Below are 19,831 nucleotides of genomic sequence, written 5' to 3'. Positions count from 1 at the left end.
TGCGCCTCGCGCCAAGCTCACTGATCTGCCGCCGAGCGCGCGGTCGGTGGCCATGGTGCGGTTACCGCAGACTCGAAGTGACGGTGACCGAAACCAGCGACGGCTGAGCGTGTGGGGCACACTCGCTGCATGGAGGAGATCGTGTTGTCGGTGCCCGGCTACGGCAGCGCGCGTGGCGTTGTGGCGCCCGTGGCGGGTGGCACAGTGTCCGTAGAGATCGTGGACGGCTCGGTTGAGATCTGCGGCGACCGAGCCGGGCTGCGGGATCTCGCACGATGGTGCCTCGCCCTTTCCGACGAGCGGGCACCGTCTGGGGCCCACATCCATCTCGACGCAGGGACCCTCCCGCTGAGTCTTGACTCGGCCCCTTTGATGCTGGCCCGCGACCCGCGGGAGGGCTATTAGGAGGATCGGTCCGACGGCAGCGGGCGGCGAGCCACCCCCACTGGCTCGCCGCCCGCTTGGCTGCGCGGCCCCCTACCTCCCGGCGGCCGTCAGCTCGTCGACGCCGAGGAAATCCCCGACGATCTGCCGCACCGGTTCGTGGTGCCGGCGGGTCGCGTGCACGTAGACGTTCATCGTCGTCGACACGCTCGCGTGCCCGGCCATCGTCCGCAGCGCCGCCAGGTCCACGCCCTCCGTCGCCAGCAGCGTCAGCAGCGAGTGCCGCAGCCCGTGCATCGTCATCCGGCGCGGCAGGCCCTTCTCGCGTCAGCCGATCCAGTCCGCCCCTGATCAGCTGCGCGTGGCCAGATCGCGGATCTTCACCCACCGGTCCGTGTAGAAGTCCTCGTACCGCCAGTGGTTCCCGCGCGGCGCCACGAACACGAACTCGCGCCCCGGCTCCCGGCTGGCCGCCGCCACCCGGTCGGCGATCATCCGCATCACCTCGGCGGTCAGCGGCACCTCTCGGTAGCCCTGCTTCGTCTTCGGCTTGGGCTCGACCACCCACCGCCGGTTCACCTTCCGCAGCACCTGCACGATCGACAGGGTGCCCCGGGCGACGCTCACCGCCCGAGGCGGCAGTGCCGACACCTCGCCCCAGCGCAGCCCGGTGGACAGCTTGCACAGCAGCAGGTCCGCCGCCTCCGGGTCCACCTCGTACGCCGCCGCCAGGAACAGCGTCGCCTCGTCGGGGCTCTCCAGGATGTCCCGCTCGGCGCGCGGACCCTCCGGCAGCGGCAGCCCATCCATCGGGTTGTACATCCGCACCGCCGGCTCCTCATCCTCGCCCGGCCGGCACGCCGCCTTGAAGATCGGCACCACGCTCTCGCCCCGGATGTTGGCGATCGTCTTCGCCGACAGCCCGGCGTCGCGCAGGCCCCGCTGCCACTCGCGCATCTCCCGCCGGGTGATCTCGGCGATCGGCCGGTCGCCCAGCCGCGGAAACACGTGCTTCTCCATCCGCTCCCGGTACTTGCGCACCGTCTCCGGGTGCGGCCTCACCAGCTGGCCCAGCCACTCCTCGGCGTAGGCGCGAAACGTCAGCTTCTTCTGCGCCGGCTCCGGTGCCGGGGCGGCCACGCCGGCGGGCACGAGCTGGGCGAAGCCGTGGGCGACCAGTTGCTCCGGCGTCGGCATCTGCTGCCCGGCCGCGTCGACGAGCGTCTTGAACCGCTTCGCGTCCGCCTGGTAGTCGAACGTGCGGCTGTCGAACCCGTTCTCGCGGCGGCCGCCCTCCCGCCACTTCACCCGCCACCGGGTGCTCTTGCCGTCCTTCGTCGTCCTCTTCTCGACTGACGCCACGGTTCCTACACGCGAACGTGGCGGCCTCGACCCGGTGTCTGCGGGCTCTGCCGCCGACGCACCTGTATGCGCAACAGTGGGACCGTAACCGTCTCGCCCGCCGGGCACAAGATCGCGCCACCCGCTGGCGCGGACGACCCGACTCCGAGCCCGTGTTCCCACGGTGTTCCCACGGCGGATCTTGCCCGAGAAACGATGAAGGCCGCCGACCTGAGTAATACCAGGTCAGCGGCCCAATGCCTGCGTCGTTCTGCTGGTGTCCGAGGGGGGACTTGAACCCCCACGCCCTATACGGGCACTAGCACCTCAAGCTAGCGCGTCTGCCATTCCGCCACCCGGACCTGCACGTTCAGCCTACCTCGCCGACCTGGATGATCTTGACACCCGAGGGTCGGCCCAGCGGGCCGCACGGGGAGTTACTGTACACGGCACTCGTGGATCATGCACATCGCCTTCCGACCCCTCCTTGAAGGCGCTCCCACCGCTGCTCAGACCGCCTCACCAGCCGTCTCCGAAGCACCGCCGGAGGCGTGTCCGGGTAGCGTGCGGCGGCCCTCTGGCGGCAGCATTGCCACGTGCCCCAACCCTCTCCCCTGGCAGCCGCCCAACAGCGGGCCCTCGCCCTGCGTACCGCTGGCGACCTCAGCTCCGCCCGGCAGCTGCTCGCGGAGGCCGTCGGTTCCGCCCGCCCGCCGTACGGCCAGGACCACCCCGAGGTGCTGCACACCGCGCACCTGCTGGCCCGCCTGCACCGGGAGGCGGAGGACCCGCTCGCCGCCCGTCGGGTGCTGGAGGAGGCGTTCGCGGCGGGCGAGCGGCGCTGGGAACACTCCGACCCGGTGATGCTCGCGCTCGCCTTCGAGCTCGCCGAGGTCGCCGAGGAGTTGGGCAATCGGCACGAGGCCCGCCGCAACTACACCCGCGTCGCCACCGCGGGGCCCGCCGCACTCGGGGAGCACCACCCGGCGGTACGTGCCGCCCGCCACTACCTCGGTGAGGCTGCACCAGGGCCGGCCGAGCGGCACGGCTCGCCGCCGACGCCCCACCCGGTCCCGGCCACCGCCGCGACTGATTCCGGCACCCGGTCAGCGCTGTCCGGCCCGACCCTGTCTCTGGCGACCCTGGCCGCGATGCGGCCGGGAGCGGGCGGCCCGGCCGCCGCGTCACCGTGGGCTCCGCCGCAACAGCCGCCCACGCCCCGGTCAACCCCACCGGTGGTACGCGCGCCCGCCGCGTCCACCGGCGCCGGCGCACCATCGGCAGCGGCTCCCGCCCCCCGGGTTGCGCCGGCCCAGCCGCCGGTGCGGTCAGTGTCGACCTCCGTCGCGCCACCGCAGCCCGGCCCGCCACCCACGCCGCCCGCACCTCCCGTGCCGCCGCGCCAGCGCGCCGTGGAGCAGCAGCCCCGGCCGGCGGTAGATCCAGCACCCCGGCCACAGGCGGAGGGCCAGCCGACGAAGCCGGCGTACCAGGTCGGACAACAGCCGCCACCTCGGCAGCCGTCCGGCTCGGCGATGCCGCCGCGTCAACGGACAGGCGACCAACCGACCCACTCAACGGTCGACGCGCCGCCGTCCCCGCCGCCGACGTCCTCCGCCCAAGCGTCAGCCGCCGCACCGCCGGGTCCGGCGCCCCGCTGGGACAACCCGACGATCCGGGTCCGGCAGATCGAACCGCTGCTGGCCGAGGAGGCCGCTCGCATCGCGGCCATCCGCGTCGACGCGAGCGGGTCGGGCGGCGCAAGCAACACCGGGGCGGCACTGCCCCAGCAAATCCAGCCCGTCTCCGCACCGCCCGGGCACCCCTACCCGGTCTCCGGACCGCCGGCCCAGCTCTACCCGGTATCGGGGCCTCCTGGCTACGCCCAACCCGTCTCCGCACCACCCGGGCACCCCTACCCGGTGTCCGGACCGCCGGCCCAGCCTCACCCGGTGTCGGGGCCACCTGGCTACGGTCACCCCGTCTCCGCGCCACCCGGCCAGCCGTACCCGGTCTCCGGACCGCCGGCCCAGCCCTACCCGGTGTCGGCGGCGCCAGCTCAGCCCTATCCGGTGTCGGGGCCTCCCGGCTACGCCCAACCCGTCTCCGCACCGCCCGGGTACCCGTACCCGGTGTCCGCGCCGCCCGGCTACGGCCAGCCAGTCTCTGGAGCAGGCCACCCCTATCCCGTGTCCGGACCGCCGGGCCAGTCCTATCCGGTGTCGGGGCCGCCCGGTTACGGTCACCCGGTCTCCGCGCCCCCGGTGAGCGCGCCGCCCGTACCGCCCTGGGGGTTGACCGCGCCGCCGTGGAGCCGCACCGCGCCGTCGCAACCACTGCCCACAGCGGACGGCGAACGGGCCGGCCGGTCCCCCATGGACACGGACGGGACCGACGGTGAGGTCGAGCCCGGCACGGTAGCTCCGGCGAGCGCGCCGCCGCACCAGGCGGGCGTCGACCCTGCCCAGAGCGAGGTGTTCCCGCCCGTCCGGTCGTTCAGCAGCGACCCGGCCAGACCAGACGTAGGCCCGGGCCAGCCGACCGCCGCCCCGTCGAACCAGGCCGTCCGGCAGCCCGGCCCCGTCGCGGCTCCGGCCGAGTCGGCACCGTCGTCCTGGCCGCCGGGCGCCGACCCGGCCCCGATGACGCCGACCGCACCAGGCCCCGGGGGGTACGCCGAGCCGGTGTCGACTCCACCGGCGGCCACGGGGCCTCCCCCGGGTCCGTTCACGTCACCTGCCGACGCAGCCTCGCCCTACCCTCTGCCGCCGACCGCCCCGGCGTCCCGACCGACCCCAGAGCCCTATCCACCTCAGGAGCAGTACCCGGCCCAGGAGCCATACCCAGGCCAGCTGTACCACCCCGGCCAGGAGGCGTATCCGGCCCAGCAGTACCAGCCGGGTCAGCAGTACCAGCCAGGCCAGCAGTACCAGCCGGGTCAGGACGGGTACCGGTCGGCGGCGTACACCGATGAGGGCGGGTCGACGGGCCGCAGCCGGGCGACGCTGATCGCCGCGGTGGTGGCGGCCGGTGTGGCCGTGGTGGGCGTGGCCGGCCTGGGCGCGCTGGTCCTGACCCGCGACGACTCGCCACCCTCGACCGGGACCGCGCCGGCGGCCACAGCTCCGGCGCCGGCCGGGCCTCCGCCGGGCGACCTGAAGCTGCGGGACGACTCCGTCACGATCACGCTGAGCTGGACGGACCCGTCCGGCGGCTCGGTGCCGTTCATGGTTGCCGGTGGTCGGGCGGGGCAGGCGCTGGGAGTGATGGCCACCGTGGACCCGGGCCGGCTCAGTTACACGGTCAACGGGCTGAACTCTCGGGTGGACTACTGCTTCACCGTGCTGGCGGTCTACTCCACCGACAACTTCGCCACCTCGGGACAGGTCTGCACCCAGCGGGAGCGCGCCACCCCAACGAGCTGACCAAGCCAGACCGGCCGTCACCGAGCTGAGCTGGGAGTCCACAACGCACACGCTCGGTATCCACAGGGGTGACCGTGCGGGTTCCCCCGTCACCGGCAGAGCCATATGATGGCACCCGGCTCAGGGGAGGGGTCGCCGCGAGGCGCGCCACCTGCCACGACTCAGGGGAGGCAGCCGGCTGTGGCCAGCATCGACGATGCCGTGGAGACCGACACCCCCCGTTCGCGGTCCAGGCTGCGCGGCGGGCTGGTGACAGTTGGCACGGTGACCGCGCTGCTGGCCGCCATGGGGCTGACCGTCCTCGGGCTGGGCGCGGCCGACAACGCGGTCGCCAACTACGACGCGAGTTCCTGGCTGTGGAGCGCGGCGCGCAGCGAGCTGGCCCGGGTCAACGGGGTCACCGCCCGGGTCGACACCCGCACCGAGGTCGCCGGTGCCCGTCGGCACCCGATGCAGGTCACCCAGACCGACCGGCTGCTGATCCTGCGTGACCTGCAGACCGGGCAGGTCAGCTCACTGGACCTGGCCACCCTGCAGCTCACCGCGACCACCCGGACCACTCCCGGCCTGGGCGTGAGTGTCGCGCTGCACGAGGACGCGGCGTTCGTCGTCGACGCCGTGCAGGGCATCGTGCGGCAGCTCGATCCGCGTTCTCTGACGCCGGTCGGCGAGCCGGTGCGCTATCCCCCGGGCATCACCGGCGGCACCTTCGACGGGGAGGGCCGGCTCTGGATCGCGGTGCCCAGCGAGGGCACCGTGTCTGCGGTCACCGCCGCGAAGCTGCCGTCCGCGCCGGCCTCGGCCGCGCCCGCCGGCGGCGGGCTCAGCCCGGAGCGGGTCGAGACGTACGAGGTCGCGGAGGCCAGCCACGATCTGGTGGTCTCCACGCTGGACGATGGGGTGGCGGTGCTCGATCGCACCGCCGGGAAGCTGGTGCGGGTGCAGCGCGGCGAGGTGCGCCCGACGCCGCTGACGTTGACCGGGCCGGCGGCTCTGCCGGCCCGCACCAGCGGGCCCCGCATCCCGGTCACCGTGCCGGCCGAGCGGCGGGTGCTGGTGGTGGGCGATGCCGGCGAGGAGCGGGCGTTCACCGTGCCGGGCACCGGCGAGCGGCTCAGCCCGGCGGTGGCCTGGGCGGACCGCTTCTACTGCGCCGACGAGGCCACCGGCACCATCTACTCCTTCGACGCGGCCGGCCAACTGGTCGACACCGTCCGCGGTCGGGCGAACGGGCCGCTGGAGCTGGAGGTACGGGAGAACCACCTGTTCATCAACTCCCCCGACTCAGCGACGGCGCGGGTGGTGGACGACAAGCACCAGGTGCGCGAGGTCAACAAGTACGCCAACGACGTGCTCGGCGGTGACCCGCCGCCGACTCCCCCACCGCCGCCTCCGCCGAAGAAGCCCCGGGTGGGCAAGCCGAGCGCGCCGCGCAGCGTCACCGCCGCCGCCGGCAACGCCCAGGCTCGGGTGAGCTGGCGGCCGGCCGCCGCGAACGGCGCCGAGATCATCAAGTACGTGGTGCAGGGTGCCGGCCAACGCCTGGAGGTGGGCGCCAACCAGCGTGCGGTGGAGGTCAAGGGTCTGACCAACGGCGAGACGTACCGGTTCGCGGTGCACGCCGTCAACGCCAAGGGCGACGGCCCGTCGCGCAGCAGCAACCCGGTGACGCCGACGGCGGCGGTGCCCGACGCGCCGGCCAGCGTCACCGCCCAGGAGCGGCCGGACGGCACGGTGCTGGTGAAGTGGCCGGCCGCGAACGGGCAGGGCAACAAGATCGCGAAGTACGCGGTGACGGCCAGCTCGGCGGGGACGAACGCGCCGGCCGGTGAATCGACGAAGACGGAGCTGGTGGTGCCCGCCGGGGAGCTGGAGTTCGGCACCCAGTACGCGTTCACCGTGGTGGCGGTCAACGACAAGGGCGCCGGCTCGGCGGCCTCGCCGGTCAGCAACACGGTGGTGCCGTTCGCGGCACCCGGACGGCCGGTCGACCTGCAGGCCGGCACGGTCGCCAACCAGCCGGGCGCGGTCACGGTGCAGTGGGCGCCGGCCGAGGCGAACGGCCGACCGGTGACCAAGTACCTGGTGGACGTCGGTGGGCGCAGCAGCGAGGTGACCGACACCAGCACCACCGTCACCGGGCTGGGCAACGGCCAGAACGTCACGGTGAAGGTGAAGGCGGTCAACGAGGCCGGGCCCGGCCCGGAGGCGACCGCCACGGCCCGCACGGTCGCCGAACCACGGGTCACGGTGACCGGCTCGTCGGCGACCGCCACCTCGGCGACGGTCACGTTCACCGTGGACGCTGGCGGCGGTCAGGCCACCTGTTCGGTGAGCACGCCGGGCGAGCCGGCGAAGGCCGGGGCGTGCTCCAGCATCACGGTGCCGGGCCTGACGCCGGGCACGGCGTACACGTTCACGGTGACCGCGAGCAACGCCGCCGGCAAGGGCACCGCGACCAGGGCGCAGGGCACCGACGCGCTGTACGGGATCGCGACCTGCAACAACGGGCCGAGCGGCGACCAGCGGACCTACTGCGACAGGGAGGTCGACGGCCGCAACGGCAACGAGATCTTCAGGGTCACCCGGCAGGACAACGACCAGCAGGAGGGTTGGGCGAAGCCTGGCACCCGGCTGAGGGCGTACTGCAAGAAGTCCGGTGAGAACGTCGACTCCTGGATCTACAACAACCAGAAGCAGAGCACCTGGTGGGTGCAGGTCGAGTACAGCGGAAAGAACTACATCCCCTGGGCCTGGCTCAACCTGGAGGGCGGCGACAACATCAACGTCCTGCCCACCTGCTGAACCAGCCAGGCAAGGAGCACCACCAACCGTGAACACCCACGAGCCGCTCACCCAGCCGGAGGTGCAGGGCTTCGCCGCCCTGGCCGCCCGGCTGGCCGAGAACATCAACGCGGTGGTGCTCGGCAAGCCGCAGGTGGTCCGGCTGGCGCTGACCGCGCTCTTCGCTCAGGGTCACGTGCTCCTGGAGGACGTGCCCGGCGTCGGCAAGACGACCCTGGCGCGGGCCATCGCCGCCACCGTGAAGGGTCAGTGGCGCCGGATCCAGTTCACCCCCGACCTGCTCCCCTCGGACGTGTCCGGGGTGACCATCTTCAACCAGGCGACCCGTGACTTCGAGTTCCACCCGGGGCCGGTCTTCGCCAACATCGTCATCGCCGACGAGATCAACCGGGCGTCGCCGAAGACCCAGTCGGCGCTGCTGGAGGTGATGGAGGAGCGCACGGTCACCGTGGACGGGGTCCGGCACCCGGTGCCGGAGCCATTCCTGGTGGTGGCCACCCAGAACCCGGTGGAGATGGACGGCACCTACCGGCTGCCCGAGGCGCAGTTGGACCGCTTCCTGGTCAAGCTCTCCATCGGCTACCCGGACGAGGCGGTCGAGGTGGAGGTGCTGCGCGGCGCGACCGTCCGCTCCCCCGAGGCGCTGACTCCGGTCACCGACACCGCGACCGTCGGGGAGATGGTGCGGATGGCCCGCCGGGTGCACATCGCCGAGCCGCTCTACGCGTACGCGGTCCGGTTGGCCGCCGCCACCCGCACCCACCAGCACGTGCGGGTCGGGGTGAGTCCCCGGGGCGTGATCGCGCTGACCCGCGCGGCGTGCGCGTACGCGCTGATCGACGGACGGGGTTGGATCATGCCGGAGGATCTGAAGGCGCTCGCCGAATCGGTGTTCGCGCACCGGCTGCTGCTCACCCCGGACGCCCAGGTGCGCGGGTTGACCGCCGTGGAGGTGCTGCGCCAGGCCATCGCCTCGGTGCCGGTGCCGCTGCCGTCGGGGCAGCCGGCGCCGGTGCAGGGCTGACCGGCGGCAGCGCCATGGGGATCACCGCCCGCGGGGTCGGGCTGCTCGCCTCTGCCGTCGTGCTGCTGGGCGTGGGTTTCCGGTTCGCGTACCCCGAGTTGACGCTGCTCGGCGCGGCGGCCGGCGCGGCCGTCGGCTACGCCGCGCTGACGGCGGCCTGGCGGCCCCGGCTGACGGTGACCCGTCGGGCCGACCCGGACCGGGTGGCCCGTGGCGAGGCGGCGAGCATGACGCTGACCGTCCGCAACACCGGCCGGCTGCGCTCGGCGAACCTGCTGGCCGAGGACCGGTGCGGGGCCCGCACGGTGCCGGTGCCGCTGCTGCGCCTGCGACCCGGCCGGGACACGGAGGTCCGCTACGAGGTGCCGACACATCGCCGTGGGGTCGTGCCGGTCGGGCCGCTGCGGGTGACCCGGCGCGACCCGCTGGGCCTGGTGGCGCTGGCCCGCCCGTACGGTGCGACGGCACCGGTCTGGGTGCACCCCCGGATCCACCCGCTGACGGCGGTGCCGACCGGCGCGGGGCGCAGCCTCGACGGCCGGGTGGACGGGGTACCGCACGGGTCGATCACGTTCGACTCGCTGCGGGAGTACGTGGTGGGCGACGACCTACGCCGGATTCACTGGCGGACCAGCGCCCGGGTCGGCGAGCTGATGGTGCGGGAGAACGTGGACACCAGCCTGCCCCGCCTGGTTGTGCTGCTGGACAATCGCGCCGCCGCACACCAGCGGCGGGTGGATGGGGTGGCGGAGTCGTTCGAGTCGGCGTGCGAGGCGGCAGCCTCGGTCGTCACCGCCGCGCACCGCGCGGACCTGCCGGTGCTGTTGCTGCTGGTCGCCCCGGAACCGGCCACCCCGGCCGAGCGGGGGCACGGCGACCGGACCGGCGATGAGACGGGCGAGGACCCGGGCGGCGGGCACCCGCTCGGGCCGCTGGACCGGCTCGCCGCCGCCGAGCTCTCCGGCGACGACGACGCGCTGCGCGCGGCCACCACCCGGCTGCGGCAGGACCGGCTCGGCGACACGTTGATCTTCCTGACCGGGCCGGGTGGTCGGGGCGAGTTGGGCCACGTCGGCGCGCTGCGCGGCGCGTACCCCTCGGTGGTGGTCGGGGTGTTCGGCGCGACGGAGCCGACGCCGGCCGGCGCGTCCGGCCTGGTGGTGGTTGACGCGGCCGACGGGGCGCAGTTCGCCGCCGAGTGGGACGGGGTGCGCAGGTGGTGACGGACGTCGGCCAGCAGCGGCACGGTGGTGCGAGCACCGTCGGCCCGGGGGGCCCTGCCACGAGCCCGGAGCCGGGCGCACCGCAGCGGAACGCCGGGCGGGTGTTGCGGGTGCTGCGGGCGTCCGTCGTCCCGCTGGCGTTGATCGGCCTGACCGCGCTGGCCGGGGTGGTGCTCGGCCGGGTGTACGCCGGCGACCTGCTGACCCGGCTGGTGATCGGTGCCGCGGCCGGGTCGGTGCTGGTCAGCGTTGCCGCCCGGCGGCTGCCGTCCTGGCTGGTGGCGCCACTGTCGGTGGCCGCGATGGCCGGCTGGACGCTGTGGTCGCTGCGGCTGGCCGCCGCTCGGGCGGATCTGCCTGGCGGCCTGCTGGAGGTGACGGCGGATGCCGCGCGCAACGGCATCCCCCGGCTGCTCACCGCGATGATCCCGGTGGAGCCCACGCCGGACACGGTGCTGGTGCCGGTGGTCGCCGCCTGGCTGGCCGGGCTGGCCGGCGCGGAGGTGGCGCTGCGCACCGGCCGGGTGCTGCTGGGCTACCTGCCGGCAGCGGGGCTCTACGCCGCCGCCCTCTACGTGGTCGGCCCGAACGCCGAACCGGCGATCGGGGTGACGCTGGCGTTCGTCGCGGTCGCGGCGGTCGGCCTGGCGACGCCCACCGGTGTACCGGCGGCCGGGGGTGATCCGAGCGCTGACCTCGCCCCCCGGGTACGCGCGGCGGTGCGGGTCCGGCTCGCCATCACCGCGACGCTCGGGGTGGCGCTGGTGGTCGGGCTGGTCGCGCTGCTCGGCCCGGTGCTAGCCGGTCAGGTCGACGGCCGGCCGGTGGACCCCCGCCGGTACGTGGAGCCGCCGCAGGTGCAGACGCTGGACGAGAACCCATTGATCCGGATCTCCGGTTGGGCGCTGCACCCGGAACAGAAACTGCTCGACGTGAGCACGGTTCGTTCCGGCGCCCCGACACCGCCGGTCGGTGGCGTCACGCCGAGCGCCGACAGCACCGGGCCGGACGGCGGCACCGAGGACGGGCCGGAGGCGGCGGACGGCGCCGGGGGCAGCGTGCGGATCCGGCTGGCGGTGCTCAGCGACTACGACGGGGTGACCTGGCGGGTTGGCGCGACGTACCGCAACGCCGGTCGGATCCTGCCAGCCTCGACGCCGGCCCGGGACAGCGTGGTGGAGACCGTCCGGCAGCAGATCACCGTGGCTGAGCTGAGCGGCCAGTTGCTGCCCGCCGTGGCCACGCCCCGTGAGGTCAGCGGCGCCCGGGTGGCGTACGACCCGGCGACCGGGACGCTGATCCGGCCGGAGGGGCTGACGCCGGGGCTGCGATACACGGTGGCCTCGGCCCGGGAGCGCCCGGACGCCAACCTGCTGGCGACCGCGAACGTGCCGGCCGGTGCGGAGGTGGCCCGGGTGCTGCGGGTCGCCGACGGGGTGCCCGACCCGCTGCGACGGCTGGCCGCACAGCTCGCCGAGGAGAACGGCGCCCCGTACGCGCGGGCCACGGCGATCGAACAGTTCCTGGCCGAGCACTACCGGGTGGCGGCGGACGCGCCGAGCGGGCACGCGTACCCGAACCTGGGCTTCTTCCTCTTCGGACCACGCAACGGCGGCGGGCAGGAGGGCACCTCGGAGCAGTTCGCCGCGGCGTTCGCGGTGCTCGGGCGGCTCTCCGGGCTGCCCACCCGGGTGGTGGTGGGCTTCGAGTCCAGCGGGCAGGGGCCGGTACGGGCCGGCGACGCGTACGCCTGGCCGGAGGTGCTCTTCGACGGCCTGGGCTGGGTGGCGTTCGACCCGATGCCCCGCCCGGACAACGAGCCGAGGCCGGTGGAGGAGGACTTCCGCCCGACGCCGGAGGATCCGCCGCCGTCAGAGGCCCCGGCACCCACCGTGGAGCCGACAGCGTCGCCGGAGCCGGCCGCCGCCCCCGGCGGGTCGAGCGACCAGGGCGGTGTGTCCACCCCGGTGCTGGTGGCCGGCGGCAGCGGTGGCCTGCTGCTGCTGGTGGGGGCGCTGCTGCTCACCCTGCTGGCGATGCGCCGTTCGCTCACCCGCGCCCGGCTCGGCCGGGGTGACCCTGGCCAGCGCATCGCAGGCGCCTGGCGGGAGGTTACCGACGCGTTGCGGCTGGCTGGTCGGCCGGTCGGCGACGACCTGGCGGCCACCGAGGTCGCCGGGCAGGCCCGGCAGGCCCTCGTCGACGCCCGCACCGAAAGGGCCGGCGGCGAACAGACGGGCGACGCGCCCACCCCAGACGACACCGCGACCGGCACCGGCGCCACCGAAACCGGCGTCGACGAGTTGGCCGACCTGCTCAACCGGGTGGCCTTCGCCCCCGGCGCGGCGACCCCGGACCAGGCGGCCCGGGCCGCCGAGGTATCCACCGCCTACGTGTCGAGCCTGCGCTCCGCCCGCCCCTGGTGGCGCCGCATCATCTGGTCGACCCATCCCGCACCCCTGCGCCGCCGCACGGCGACCGACCCACCCCGGTGATCAAGAGGTTTGCGTCACCTCAGGTCCGTTTCCTGACGCGAACCTCTTGATCACCAACGGATAGGCCGGGGTGGAAGGGGAAGGGGGTCAGGCCGTTAGGCGGCGGACGAGCTTGCGGAGGCCGGCCTGCCAACCGTCCGGGTCCTCGGCGCGGCGGCGCGCGTAGTCGGCGACCTCCGGGTGCGGCAGGATCAGGAAGCGCTCCTCGGCCAACCCGGCGATGGCCGCGTCGGCGACCTGGTCCGGGGTGAGCACCGCGCCGGAGGCGGCGATCACCCGGGCGCCCAGGTGACCCTCGACGATCCCGCCGGCGAGCATCGGGGTGTCCACTCCCTGCGGGCAGAGGGCGCTGACCCGGATGCCCCGGTCCCGGTAGGTGATGGCCAGCCATTCGGCGAACCCCACCGAGGCGTGCTTCGTCGCGGTGTACGCGGCGTCGCCCACCGCGGTCAGCACGCCCGCCGCCGAGCAGGTGTGCAGCAGGTGGCCGCCGCCGCGGGCGAGCATCCCGGGCAGCACCGCGCGGGCCGAGTAGACGTGGGCGAGCACGTTGACCCGCCACGCCCGGTCCCAGCCGGCGTCGTCGACCTCCACTCCCCCGCCGGTGGTCACTCCCGCGTTGGCGCAGAACAGGTCGATCCGGCCGTACCGTCGCTCGGTGTCGTCGACCAGCGCGCGGACCTGATCCTCGTCGGTGACGTCGAGTGTGGTGGCGTGCGCGACCGGGCCGATGCCCTCGGCGACCGCGCGGGCCGCGTCGCCGTCCAGGTCGGCGATCACCACGGCGGCGGCGCCTTCGGCGGCGAACCGGCGGGACAGTGCCGCACCGATGCCGCCAGCGCCGCCGGTGACCACCACGATCCGGTCGGTGAGGTTCACGCGGACGCTCCTACGGGGTCGGTGCCCAACTGGGCGATGAGGGTGGTCAGTGCGGCCGCCCCGCCGGCGGTCACCTCGGGGGTGGGCAGCAGCGCGAACACCGGCACCTCCACGCCGGCGTCGGCGTAGCGGCGCACCTGGGCGCGGCACTGCTCCGGTGAGCCGTGCAGCACCAGCGCGTCGACCACCTCGTCCGGCACCGCCGCGCTGGCGCCACGCCGGTCACCGGCGGCCCAGGCCTCCCACATGGGCGCCAGCACCTCGTCGCGGCCGAGCCAGCGGTGGAACTCGGCGTACGCCGGGACGGTGAGGTAGCTGGTGATCAGCCGGCGGCCGAGCGTCCGGGCGTACCCGGCGTCCTCGGTGGGGCAGACGAAGATCCGGGCGGCCACCTCGAAGCCGGCGCGGCGCTCGCCCAGCTCGGCCAGGGCGCGGGGCACGTCGTCGGCGCTGAGCCAGTTGAGGATGACCCCGTCGGCCTCGGCGCCGGCCAGCCGGAGCATCCCCGGGCGCAGCGCGGCGAGCAGGATCGGCGGCGGCACCGCGAGCGGCCTTTCCAGGGTGAACCGGCGCACGGTGAAGGTGTCGTAGACCTCGTCCACGGTCTCGCCACGCAGCGCGGCGCGCAGGAAGCGCAGGACGTCGCGGGTCCGCCGGAACGGCTCGTCGAACCGCACCGCGTTCCAGTCCCGCACCAGCACCGGCGACGACGCGCCGATGCCGAGCGAGAACCGGCCCGGCGCGGCCTCGGCCAGCGCCGCCGCGCTCATCGCCAGCAACCCGGGCCCCCGGGTGAAGACCGGGGCGATCGCGGTGCCCAACCGCAGCCGGGGCTGCCAGGCCGCGGCGAGCGCCAGCGGGGTGAACGCGTCGGTCCCCGCGACCTCGGACGACCACACGTCGGTGAACCCGGCACGGTCGAGCGTCGCGTAGACCGCGGCGTGGTCGGCCAGCGGGATGCCACTCAACGGCACCGTCATGCCCCATCGATTCGTCACCGATCGATCGTGCCCGTTGACGGGGCCTGCGAGCAAGATCCCCGAACCGGGCGGATTTGCCGGTATCGGGCCGCAAGGGCTGTCGCCTGGTGCTACGACTGCCAGGTGGACCGGACCGACGGCGCAGGCCGCTGACCGTGGATTCCAGGGGAGTGGGACGCCTGGAGCCGATGCCCGCGGCGGCCGCCCCCAACCGGGCGACCATCCTGGAGCTCTTCTTCGACCTGGTCTTCGTCTTCGCGCTCACCCGGATCTCCACTCGCGCGTTCGAGGATCTGAGCCACGATCTGGATCGGGTGCAAGGCTGGGGGGCGGTCACCGGGGCCGGCAAGACGCTGCTGTTGCTGCTCGCCCTCTATGCGGTCTGGCAGGGCACCGCGTGGACGACCAGCCGCTACGACCCGTACCGGTTGCCTCTGCAGACCGTGGTGATGATCGCGCTGGTGTGCAGCATGGTGATGGGGGTGGCGATCCCCCGGGCGTTCAGTCTGACCGGGATGATGTTCGCGGTGGCGTACGTGGTCGCGCAGGTCTCCCGGCCGCTGATCCTGGCGATCGCGCTGGGACCGAATCCGCACCGCCGGCTGAAGGTGCGGATGGTGGTGGTGTTCTCGGTCAGCGGGGTGTTCTGGATCGCTGGGGCGATGCTGCACACCAACGGGACGGTGATGCTCTGGACGGTGGCGCTGCTCATCGAGTACCTGGCCGCCCGGGCTGGTTGGCCGGTGCCGGGGCTGGGCCGGTCGACGGTCTCGAAGTGGGACATCGCCGGGGAACACCTGGCCGAGCGCTATCAGCAGTTCTTCCTCGTCGCGCTGGGCGAGACGATCCTGGTGGCCGGCCTCGCCTACAGCAAAGGGCCGTACCGGGCTTGGCACGCGTGGGCGTTCGCGCTGGCGCTGGCCACGTCGATCCTGCTGTGGCGGATCTACATCCAGCGCGCCGGGCAGATCCTGGGCGAGGCCGTCGCGCAGGCCCGGCACCCGGCCAGCATCGGCCGGTCCGCGGCGGACACCCACCTGCTGATGGTGATCGGCCTGGCCGCCACCGCGGTCGGCTACGAGCTGATCATCGAGCATCCGCTGGTCCGGATCCCCGGGTCATGGCTGACCATGGTGATCGGTGGGCCGGCGCTGTTCCTGGCCGGCCGGGCCCGCTTCGAGTACGAGGTGTTCGGGCGCGTCTCCCCGTCCCGGTGGATCGCCATCCTGGTGCTGGCGGCAGGGTCGGTGCCGCTGCTGTTCCTGCCCGGTCTGGTCGCCGCCGCCGGCGGAGCGCTGGTGCTGGCCGCCGTCGCGGTCAGCGACGCCCGCCGGGCGCACGGTGCCCCCCCGGAGCCCGCCGCGACGCCGTTCTGAGCCATCCGCGGAGGGCAATGTGATGCCGGCGCGGCAGGTTAGTCTCGGAGGGTGACCTTCTCCCTCGTCGCACGCTCCGCCGACGACCGCCTGCACGGCGTCGTCGTGGCCAGCAAGTTCCTCGCCGCCGGGGCGCTGGTGCCGGCCGCGGCGGCCGAGGTCGGCGCGCTGGCCACCCAGGCGCACGTCAACCTCGCCTACGGTCCGCAGGGGCTGACCCTGCTGCGCACCGGCGTGGCCGCCGCCGACGTGGTGGCCGGCCTGATCGCCGCCGACCCCGAGCGGGAGCACCGCCAGCTCGGCGTGGTGGGCACCAGCGGTCCGGGCGCCAGCTGGACCGGGCCGGCCTGCCACCCGTGGGCCGGCGGGCGGACCGGCGACGGTTGGGCCGCGCAGGGCAACGTGCTCACCGGCCCGGAGGTCGTCGACGCGCTGGGTGACGCGTGGCTGGCCGGGTCCGCGCTGCCGTTCGCCGAGCGGCTGGTCGCCGCGCTGCGCGCCGGCGACGAGGCCGGTGGCGACCGGCGGGGCCGGCAGAGCGCCGGCCTGCTGGTGGTCGAGCGAGGCGGCGGGTACGGCGGCCGCAGCGACGTGCTGGTCGACCTGCGGGTCGACGACCACGCCGACCCGGTCGCCGAGCTGGGCCGGCTGCTCGCCGTGCACACCCTGCTGTTCAGCCGGCCCGACCCGGCCACCCTGCTCGACCTCAGCGGCGCCGTCGCCGACGAGGTGGCGGCGCTGCTCAGCGCGCTGGGCCACCCGGTGGCCGACGACGGGCCGGAGGCGGCACTGATCTCATGGGCCGGTTTGGAGAACCTGGAGGAGCGGCTGGTGCCGGGGCGGATCGACCCGGTGGTGCTGACGCACCTGCGCGGCGTCGCCCCGCATGTGCCCGCGCCCCGCTCGGCCAGCTGACCGGAGTCAGCGGCCAAAGGCGAGCCAGCGGAAACTGGCGGCGTCGATCGCGGCCCGTTCCGGGCCGGTCAACGCCACCCGCCCCGTGGTCTTGCGGATCAGGGTCAGTCGATCCCAGCGCAACTCGGCCGGCACCGGTCGCCCGCCGGTGAGCAGGTCGGCGATGACCGTCGCCGCCTGCGGGGTGAGCCACGGCGGCCGGTCCAGCGCGGCGGCCAGGTCCAGGCCGTGCACGCCCACCTCGAGCACCCGGGTCCGCAGAAACTCGGTGACGCGCATCGCGTCGCCGTGCCGGGTCCGGACCACCCGCCCGGACGGGGCTGCGGCGACCGCCGCGTCGGCGACCCGCCAGGCCCGGTCGAACTCGGTCGGCAGCGCCGCCCGGTCCACCTGCCGAGCATCCCGCCGGCCGCCGGAGATCCGACCGGCGTCCACCTCGGGGGTGAACTTCGCCGCGCCGAAGTAGCCGGCGGCGTCCACCTCGGCGCGCGGCGGGGCTGGCGCGGCGAGCATGTCGGTCAGCCGGCCGGCGCCGGTACGCACGTGCGCGATCAACTCTCGAACCGTCCACGGCGGGCAGTCGGTCACCCGGTCGAGGTCGGCGTCGTCCAGCTCGGCCAGGATCTCGGTGAGCCGTGCGCACTCGGCGCGGAACGCCGCTCGGACCGGATCCACTCGTCCGCTCAGCCCTTGACCCGGGGCACCAGCCGGTGCACGACGGTCAGCACCAACGCCATCACCACGGCCATCGTGCCGGCGATGCCGGCGGCGCTGCCGGCGTACCCGGTAAACAGCGGCCGGCGGGCCAGCTCGTCCGGGCCGGTGCCGCGCAGGTCGACGAGCCAGGACAGGGCCAGCCCGCAGGCGATCAGGGCGATCGCGCCGGCCGCCCCGAGCAGCAGCGCGGCGAGTCGGTGCGCGTCGCCGGGGGCGACCTCGGCCTGCTCCCGCTGGGTGATCAGCAGGAGCAGCCCGGCCAGCGCCGCCCAGACGCCCACCACCAGGTAGGCGGCGACCGCGTCGCTGGGTCGGTGCCAGCCAGCGGAGAGGGTGGCCACCCCGGCGACGGCGGCGTAGCCGGCAGCGAGGAAGGCACCGACGGCCCGCACCTTGGGCGGCAGCACGAGCACCAGCGCGACCGCCACCGACGCGGCCACCGTGGTGTGGCCGCTGGGCAGGCTGTTTCCCACCGCCGCACGTTCCGGATCGAGGCCGTAGTCCGGCCGGCTCAGCCCGTACTTGAGCAGTTGGGTGGAGACGTTCGCCCCGGCGATCAGCAGGGTGGCGGTGATGGCCAGGGCGATCCGCCCCCGGATGAGGGCGATGAACCCGATCATCGCGGTGGCGGCCAGCAGGGAGACCACCGACATCGCGTTGAGGAGCTTGTCCACCGGGCCGTCGATGCGATCCTGGCCGATCCGGTTGCCGGTCAGCGCGACGGTGTCGATCCACTGTCCGATCTCGGTGTGCACGGCCACCCGCCAGACGGCGACGAAGACGACCGTCTGGACAAGGGCCAGCGCGACCAACCAGACCGCCGTCCAACCCCTTGCCGTCGCACGCATCCGCACACCGTAGCGGCCGGTGTCGGCCGATCGGCCAGTGGCCCACCGACGGCTGGCGGCTACGTTGGGACGGATGGCGAGGAGGTGGCGGTGGGCGGCACACCGGAACGGGACGCCGGCCAGGCCGCGCCCGACGCGGCCAGGCGGACTGGGGTCGACGCGGACCCTGACGGGCCGGCTCGGGCCGAGTCGTTGGCGGACCTGCTGGGCGGCCGGCGCGGCGCCATCGATGCCACCCTTCCGCCGCTGGCGTTCGCGGCGGGCTGGCTGCTCGGCGGCGAGTCGCTGGGAGCCGGGGTCGGCGCGGCGGTGGCCGTCGGCGCCGTGGTGGCCGGCGTACGGCTGCGTCGGGGTGACCGGCCGCGCTCGGTGCTGATCGGGTTGCTCGCCGTCTGCGTCGCGGCGTTGATCGCGGTGCGTACCGGCCGGGCCGAGAACTTCTTTCTGATCCAGGTGCTCTCCAACGCCGCCAGCGCGCTGGCCTGGTCGGTCAGCATCGTGGTGCGGTGGCCGCTACTCGGGGTGCTGGTCGGTGCCGTGTTGGGCCAGCGGGCGCGGTGGCGGCGCGACCCGGCGCTGCTGCGCGGGTACGGCCGGGCCAGCTGGGTGTGGACGGCAACCTACCTGCTGCGGTTGGCGGTGTTCGTGCCGCTGTTCCTGAGTGGACAGGTGCTCGCGCTGGTGGTGGCCCGGGTCGCGCTGACCTGGCCGCTCGTCGCGTCGGCGCTGGCGCTGAGCTGGATGGTGCTGCGCCGGTCCCTGCCGGCCGGGCACCCGGGGTTGCGTCACCCGGTCACCGCGAAGTCTGCCGCGCCGCCCGCCTGAGCGGACCCGGCAGGGGCGTCGGTGGGTATAAAAAGAGGAGAGGCCGCCACGGGGGGAGCGGCCTCTCCGGTGACGTACGTTACTCCGTCGCGGTCTCCGGCGTGATCCCGTGACGGCCCGAATTTCTGGGCTTTTTCGCGACAGCCTCCAGTCCGGGCGGTGGGGTGGGCCGGCCGATCCGCTGCGTTGGCCGGATGGCCGGCCCACCCCGGCCTGACCGTGGGTGTCAGGCCGTCCGCCGGCCGGGTCCCGTCGTTCCCCCGGACCCGGCCGGAACCCGGGGTGGGCGGGGCACGCTGCCCACACCAGGGGTGCTGTCAGCCGTTCGGGAACGGGTTGCCGTAGTCGGCGTACATGGCGACGTCGCTGCGCACAGAACCGGTGGTAGGTCAGCTTCTGGGCCCTAGAGGACCGAGCTTGCGGATCGTGAGGCCGTGCTGGGTGCACGGGTCACGCCGCGTTCGGCAGGCTGACGGCTGCCCAGCCCGTAACACCGCGGGCGGCGATGTTGCGGGCTGCGTTCCGGTCGGCGTGCTCAGCGAAGCCGCACGACCGGCAGTGGAAGGTGGATTGGTTGGGCCGGTTGGCCTTGGC

The 19,831-nt window shown here is 74.3% G+C and carries 16 protein-coding genes and 1 tRNA gene; 9 read left to right on the top strand and 8 right to left on the bottom strand.

The window, feature by feature from the left end:
* Nucleotides 1-129: 129 nt before the first annotated feature.
* Nucleotides 130-405, top strand: coding sequence for a hypothetical protein (locus tag ABZV00_RS33290; protein ID WP_355613581.1), 276 nt, complete (start codon nucleotides 130-132; stop codon nucleotides 403-405).
* A gap of 72 nt (nucleotides 406-477) precedes the next feature.
* Here ABZV00_RS33290 and ABZV00_RS33285 read toward each other — a convergent pair whose 3' ends face one another.
* The 3 genes from ABZV00_RS33285 to ABZV00_RS33275 all read right to left on the bottom strand — a co-directional run bounded on the left by ABZV00_RS33285 (nucleotide 478) and on the right by ABZV00_RS33275 (nucleotide 2,087).
* Nucleotides 478-699, bottom strand: coding sequence for a tyrosine-type recombinase/integrase (locus ABZV00_RS33285; RefSeq protein ID WP_355613625.1), 222 nt, complete (start codon nucleotides 697-699; stop codon nucleotides 478-480).
* 36 nt (nucleotides 700-735) lie between these two features.
* Nucleotides 736-1,746 (bottom strand): site-specific integrase, encoded by a 1,011-nt coding sequence (locus ABZV00_RS33280; protein WP_355613579.1) that lies wholly within the window; start codon nucleotides 1,744-1,746, stop codon nucleotides 736-738.
* Nucleotides 1,747-2,000: 254 nt separating this feature from the next.
* Nucleotides 2,001-2,087: transfer RNA gene (locus tag ABZV00_RS33275), tRNA-Leu, on the bottom strand.
* A gap of 234 nt (nucleotides 2,088-2,321) precedes the next feature.
* Here ABZV00_RS33275 and ABZV00_RS33270 point away from each other — a divergent pair.
* The 5 genes from ABZV00_RS33270 (at nucleotide 2,322) to ABZV00_RS33250 (ending at nucleotide 12,697) form a co-directional block, all read left to right on the top strand.
* The gene (locus ABZV00_RS33270; RefSeq protein WP_355613577.1) at nucleotides 2,322-5,150 is read left to right on the top strand and encodes a tetratricopeptide repeat protein; all 2,829 of its coding nucleotides are present in this window, start codon (nucleotides 2,322-2,324) and stop codon (nucleotides 5,148-5,150) included.
* Nucleotides 5,151-5,330: 180 nt separating this feature from the next.
* Nucleotides 5,331-7,955, top strand: coding sequence for a fibronectin type III domain-containing protein (locus tag ABZV00_RS33265; RefSeq protein ID WP_355613575.1), 2,625 nt, complete (start codon nucleotides 5,331-5,333; stop codon nucleotides 7,953-7,955).
* A gap of 28 nt (nucleotides 7,956-7,983) precedes the next feature.
* Nucleotides 7,984-8,979 carry a MoxR family ATPase gene (locus ABZV00_RS33260; protein WP_328418601.1) on the top strand — a complete coding sequence of 332 codons (996 nt, stop codon included), beginning with the start codon at nucleotides 7,984-7,986 and terminating at the stop codon, nucleotides 8,977-8,979.
* A 14-nt stretch (nucleotides 8,980-8,993) separates the two neighbouring features.
* The gene (locus tag ABZV00_RS33255; protein ID WP_355613573.1) at nucleotides 8,994-10,202 is read left to right on the top strand and encodes a DUF58 domain-containing protein; all 1,209 of its coding nucleotides are present in this window, start codon (nucleotides 8,994-8,996) and stop codon (nucleotides 10,200-10,202) included.
* Between the two features lie 101 nt (nucleotides 10,203-10,303).
* Nucleotides 10,304-12,697 carry a transglutaminaseTgpA domain-containing protein gene (locus tag ABZV00_RS33250; protein WP_355613623.1) on the top strand — a complete coding sequence of 798 codons (2,394 nt, stop codon included), beginning with the start codon at nucleotides 10,304-10,306 and terminating at the stop codon, nucleotides 12,695-12,697.
* Nucleotides 12,698-12,784: 87 nt separating this feature from the next.
* Here the strand turns inward: ABZV00_RS33250 and ABZV00_RS33245 are convergent, their stop codons facing one another.
* Together ABZV00_RS33245 and ABZV00_RS33240 are read right to left on the bottom strand one after the other, a co-directional pair.
* Nucleotides 12,785-13,576, bottom strand: coding sequence for an SDR family oxidoreductase (locus tag ABZV00_RS33245; RefSeq protein ID WP_328418603.1), 792 nt, complete (start codon nucleotides 13,574-13,576; stop codon nucleotides 12,785-12,787).
* Complete coding sequence (locus ABZV00_RS33240; RefSeq protein ID WP_355613622.1) at nucleotides 13,573-14,556, bottom strand: LLM class F420-dependent oxidoreductase; 984 nt, start codon at nucleotides 14,554-14,556, stop codon at nucleotides 13,573-13,575. Before ABZV00_RS33240 ends, ABZV00_RS33245 begins: the two co-directional genes overlap by 4 nt.
* A gap of 170 nt (nucleotides 14,557-14,726) precedes the next feature.
* Between ABZV00_RS33240 and ABZV00_RS33235 the strand changes: the two genes are divergently transcribed.
* On the top strand, nucleotides 14,727-15,932 hold the full coding sequence (locus ABZV00_RS33235) for a low temperature requirement protein A (RefSeq protein WP_355613571.1): 1,206 nt from the start codon (nucleotides 14,727-14,729) through the stop codon (nucleotides 15,930-15,932).
* A 51-nt stretch (nucleotides 15,933-15,983) separates the two neighbouring features.
* Nucleotides 15,984-16,847 carry a DUF1028 domain-containing protein gene (locus tag ABZV00_RS33230; protein WP_355613569.1) on the top strand — a complete coding sequence of 288 codons (864 nt, stop codon included), beginning with the start codon at nucleotides 15,984-15,986 and terminating at the stop codon, nucleotides 16,845-16,847.
* Between the two features lie 6 nt (nucleotides 16,848-16,853).
* Here the strand turns inward: ABZV00_RS33230 and ABZV00_RS33225 are convergent, their stop codons facing one another.
* Together ABZV00_RS33225 and ABZV00_RS33220 are read right to left on the bottom strand one after the other, a co-directional pair.
* The gene (locus ABZV00_RS33225) at nucleotides 16,854-17,522 is read right to left on the bottom strand and encodes a maleylpyruvate isomerase N-terminal domain-containing protein (protein WP_355613567.1); all 669 of its coding nucleotides are present in this window, start codon (nucleotides 17,520-17,522) and stop codon (nucleotides 16,854-16,856) included.
* 8 nt (nucleotides 17,523-17,530) lie between these two features.
* Complete coding sequence (locus tag ABZV00_RS33220) at nucleotides 17,531-18,418, bottom strand: phosphatase PAP2 family protein (protein WP_355613565.1); 888 nt, start codon at nucleotides 18,416-18,418, stop codon at nucleotides 17,531-17,533.
* Nucleotides 18,419-18,604: 186 nt separating this feature from the next.
* Between ABZV00_RS33220 and ABZV00_RS33215 the strand changes: the two genes are divergently transcribed.
* On the top strand, nucleotides 18,605-19,237 hold the full coding sequence (locus ABZV00_RS33215) for a DUF3159 domain-containing protein (RefSeq protein ID WP_355613621.1): 633 nt from the start codon (nucleotides 18,605-18,607) through the stop codon (nucleotides 19,235-19,237).
* 450 nt (nucleotides 19,238-19,687) lie between these two features.
* On the opposite strand, the gene ABZV00_RS33210 is transcribed toward ABZV00_RS33215, so the two are convergent.
* Nucleotides 19,688-19,831: zinc ribbon domain-containing protein (locus tag ABZV00_RS33210; protein WP_355613619.1), on the bottom strand; the 144-nt coding region annotated here is incomplete at its 5' end.

This window comes from Micromonospora sp. NPDC005173 (assembly GCF_040608515.1).
Taxonomy (GTDB): Bacteria; Actinomycetota; Actinomycetes; order Mycobacteriales; family Micromonosporaceae; genus Micromonospora.
The sequence above is the reverse complement of the archived record's forward strand: the minus strand, read 5'-3'. Positions and strand labels throughout refer to the sequence as shown.

Bases quoted from the DNA above. Each gene is read 5' to 3' on its own strand.
- ABZV00_RS33290 (WP_355613581.1), top strand. From the start codon at position 130: ATGGAGGAGATCGTGTTGTCGGTGCCCGGCTACGGCAGCGCGCGTGGC.
- ABZV00_RS33255 (WP_355613573.1), top strand. From the start codon at position 8,994: ATGGGGATCACCGCCCGCGGGGTCGGGCTGCTCGCCTCTGCCGTCGTG.
- ABZV00_RS33240 (WP_355613622.1), bottom strand. From the start codon at position 14,556: ATGACGGTGCCGTTGAGTGGCATCCCGCTGGCCGACCACGCCGCGGTC.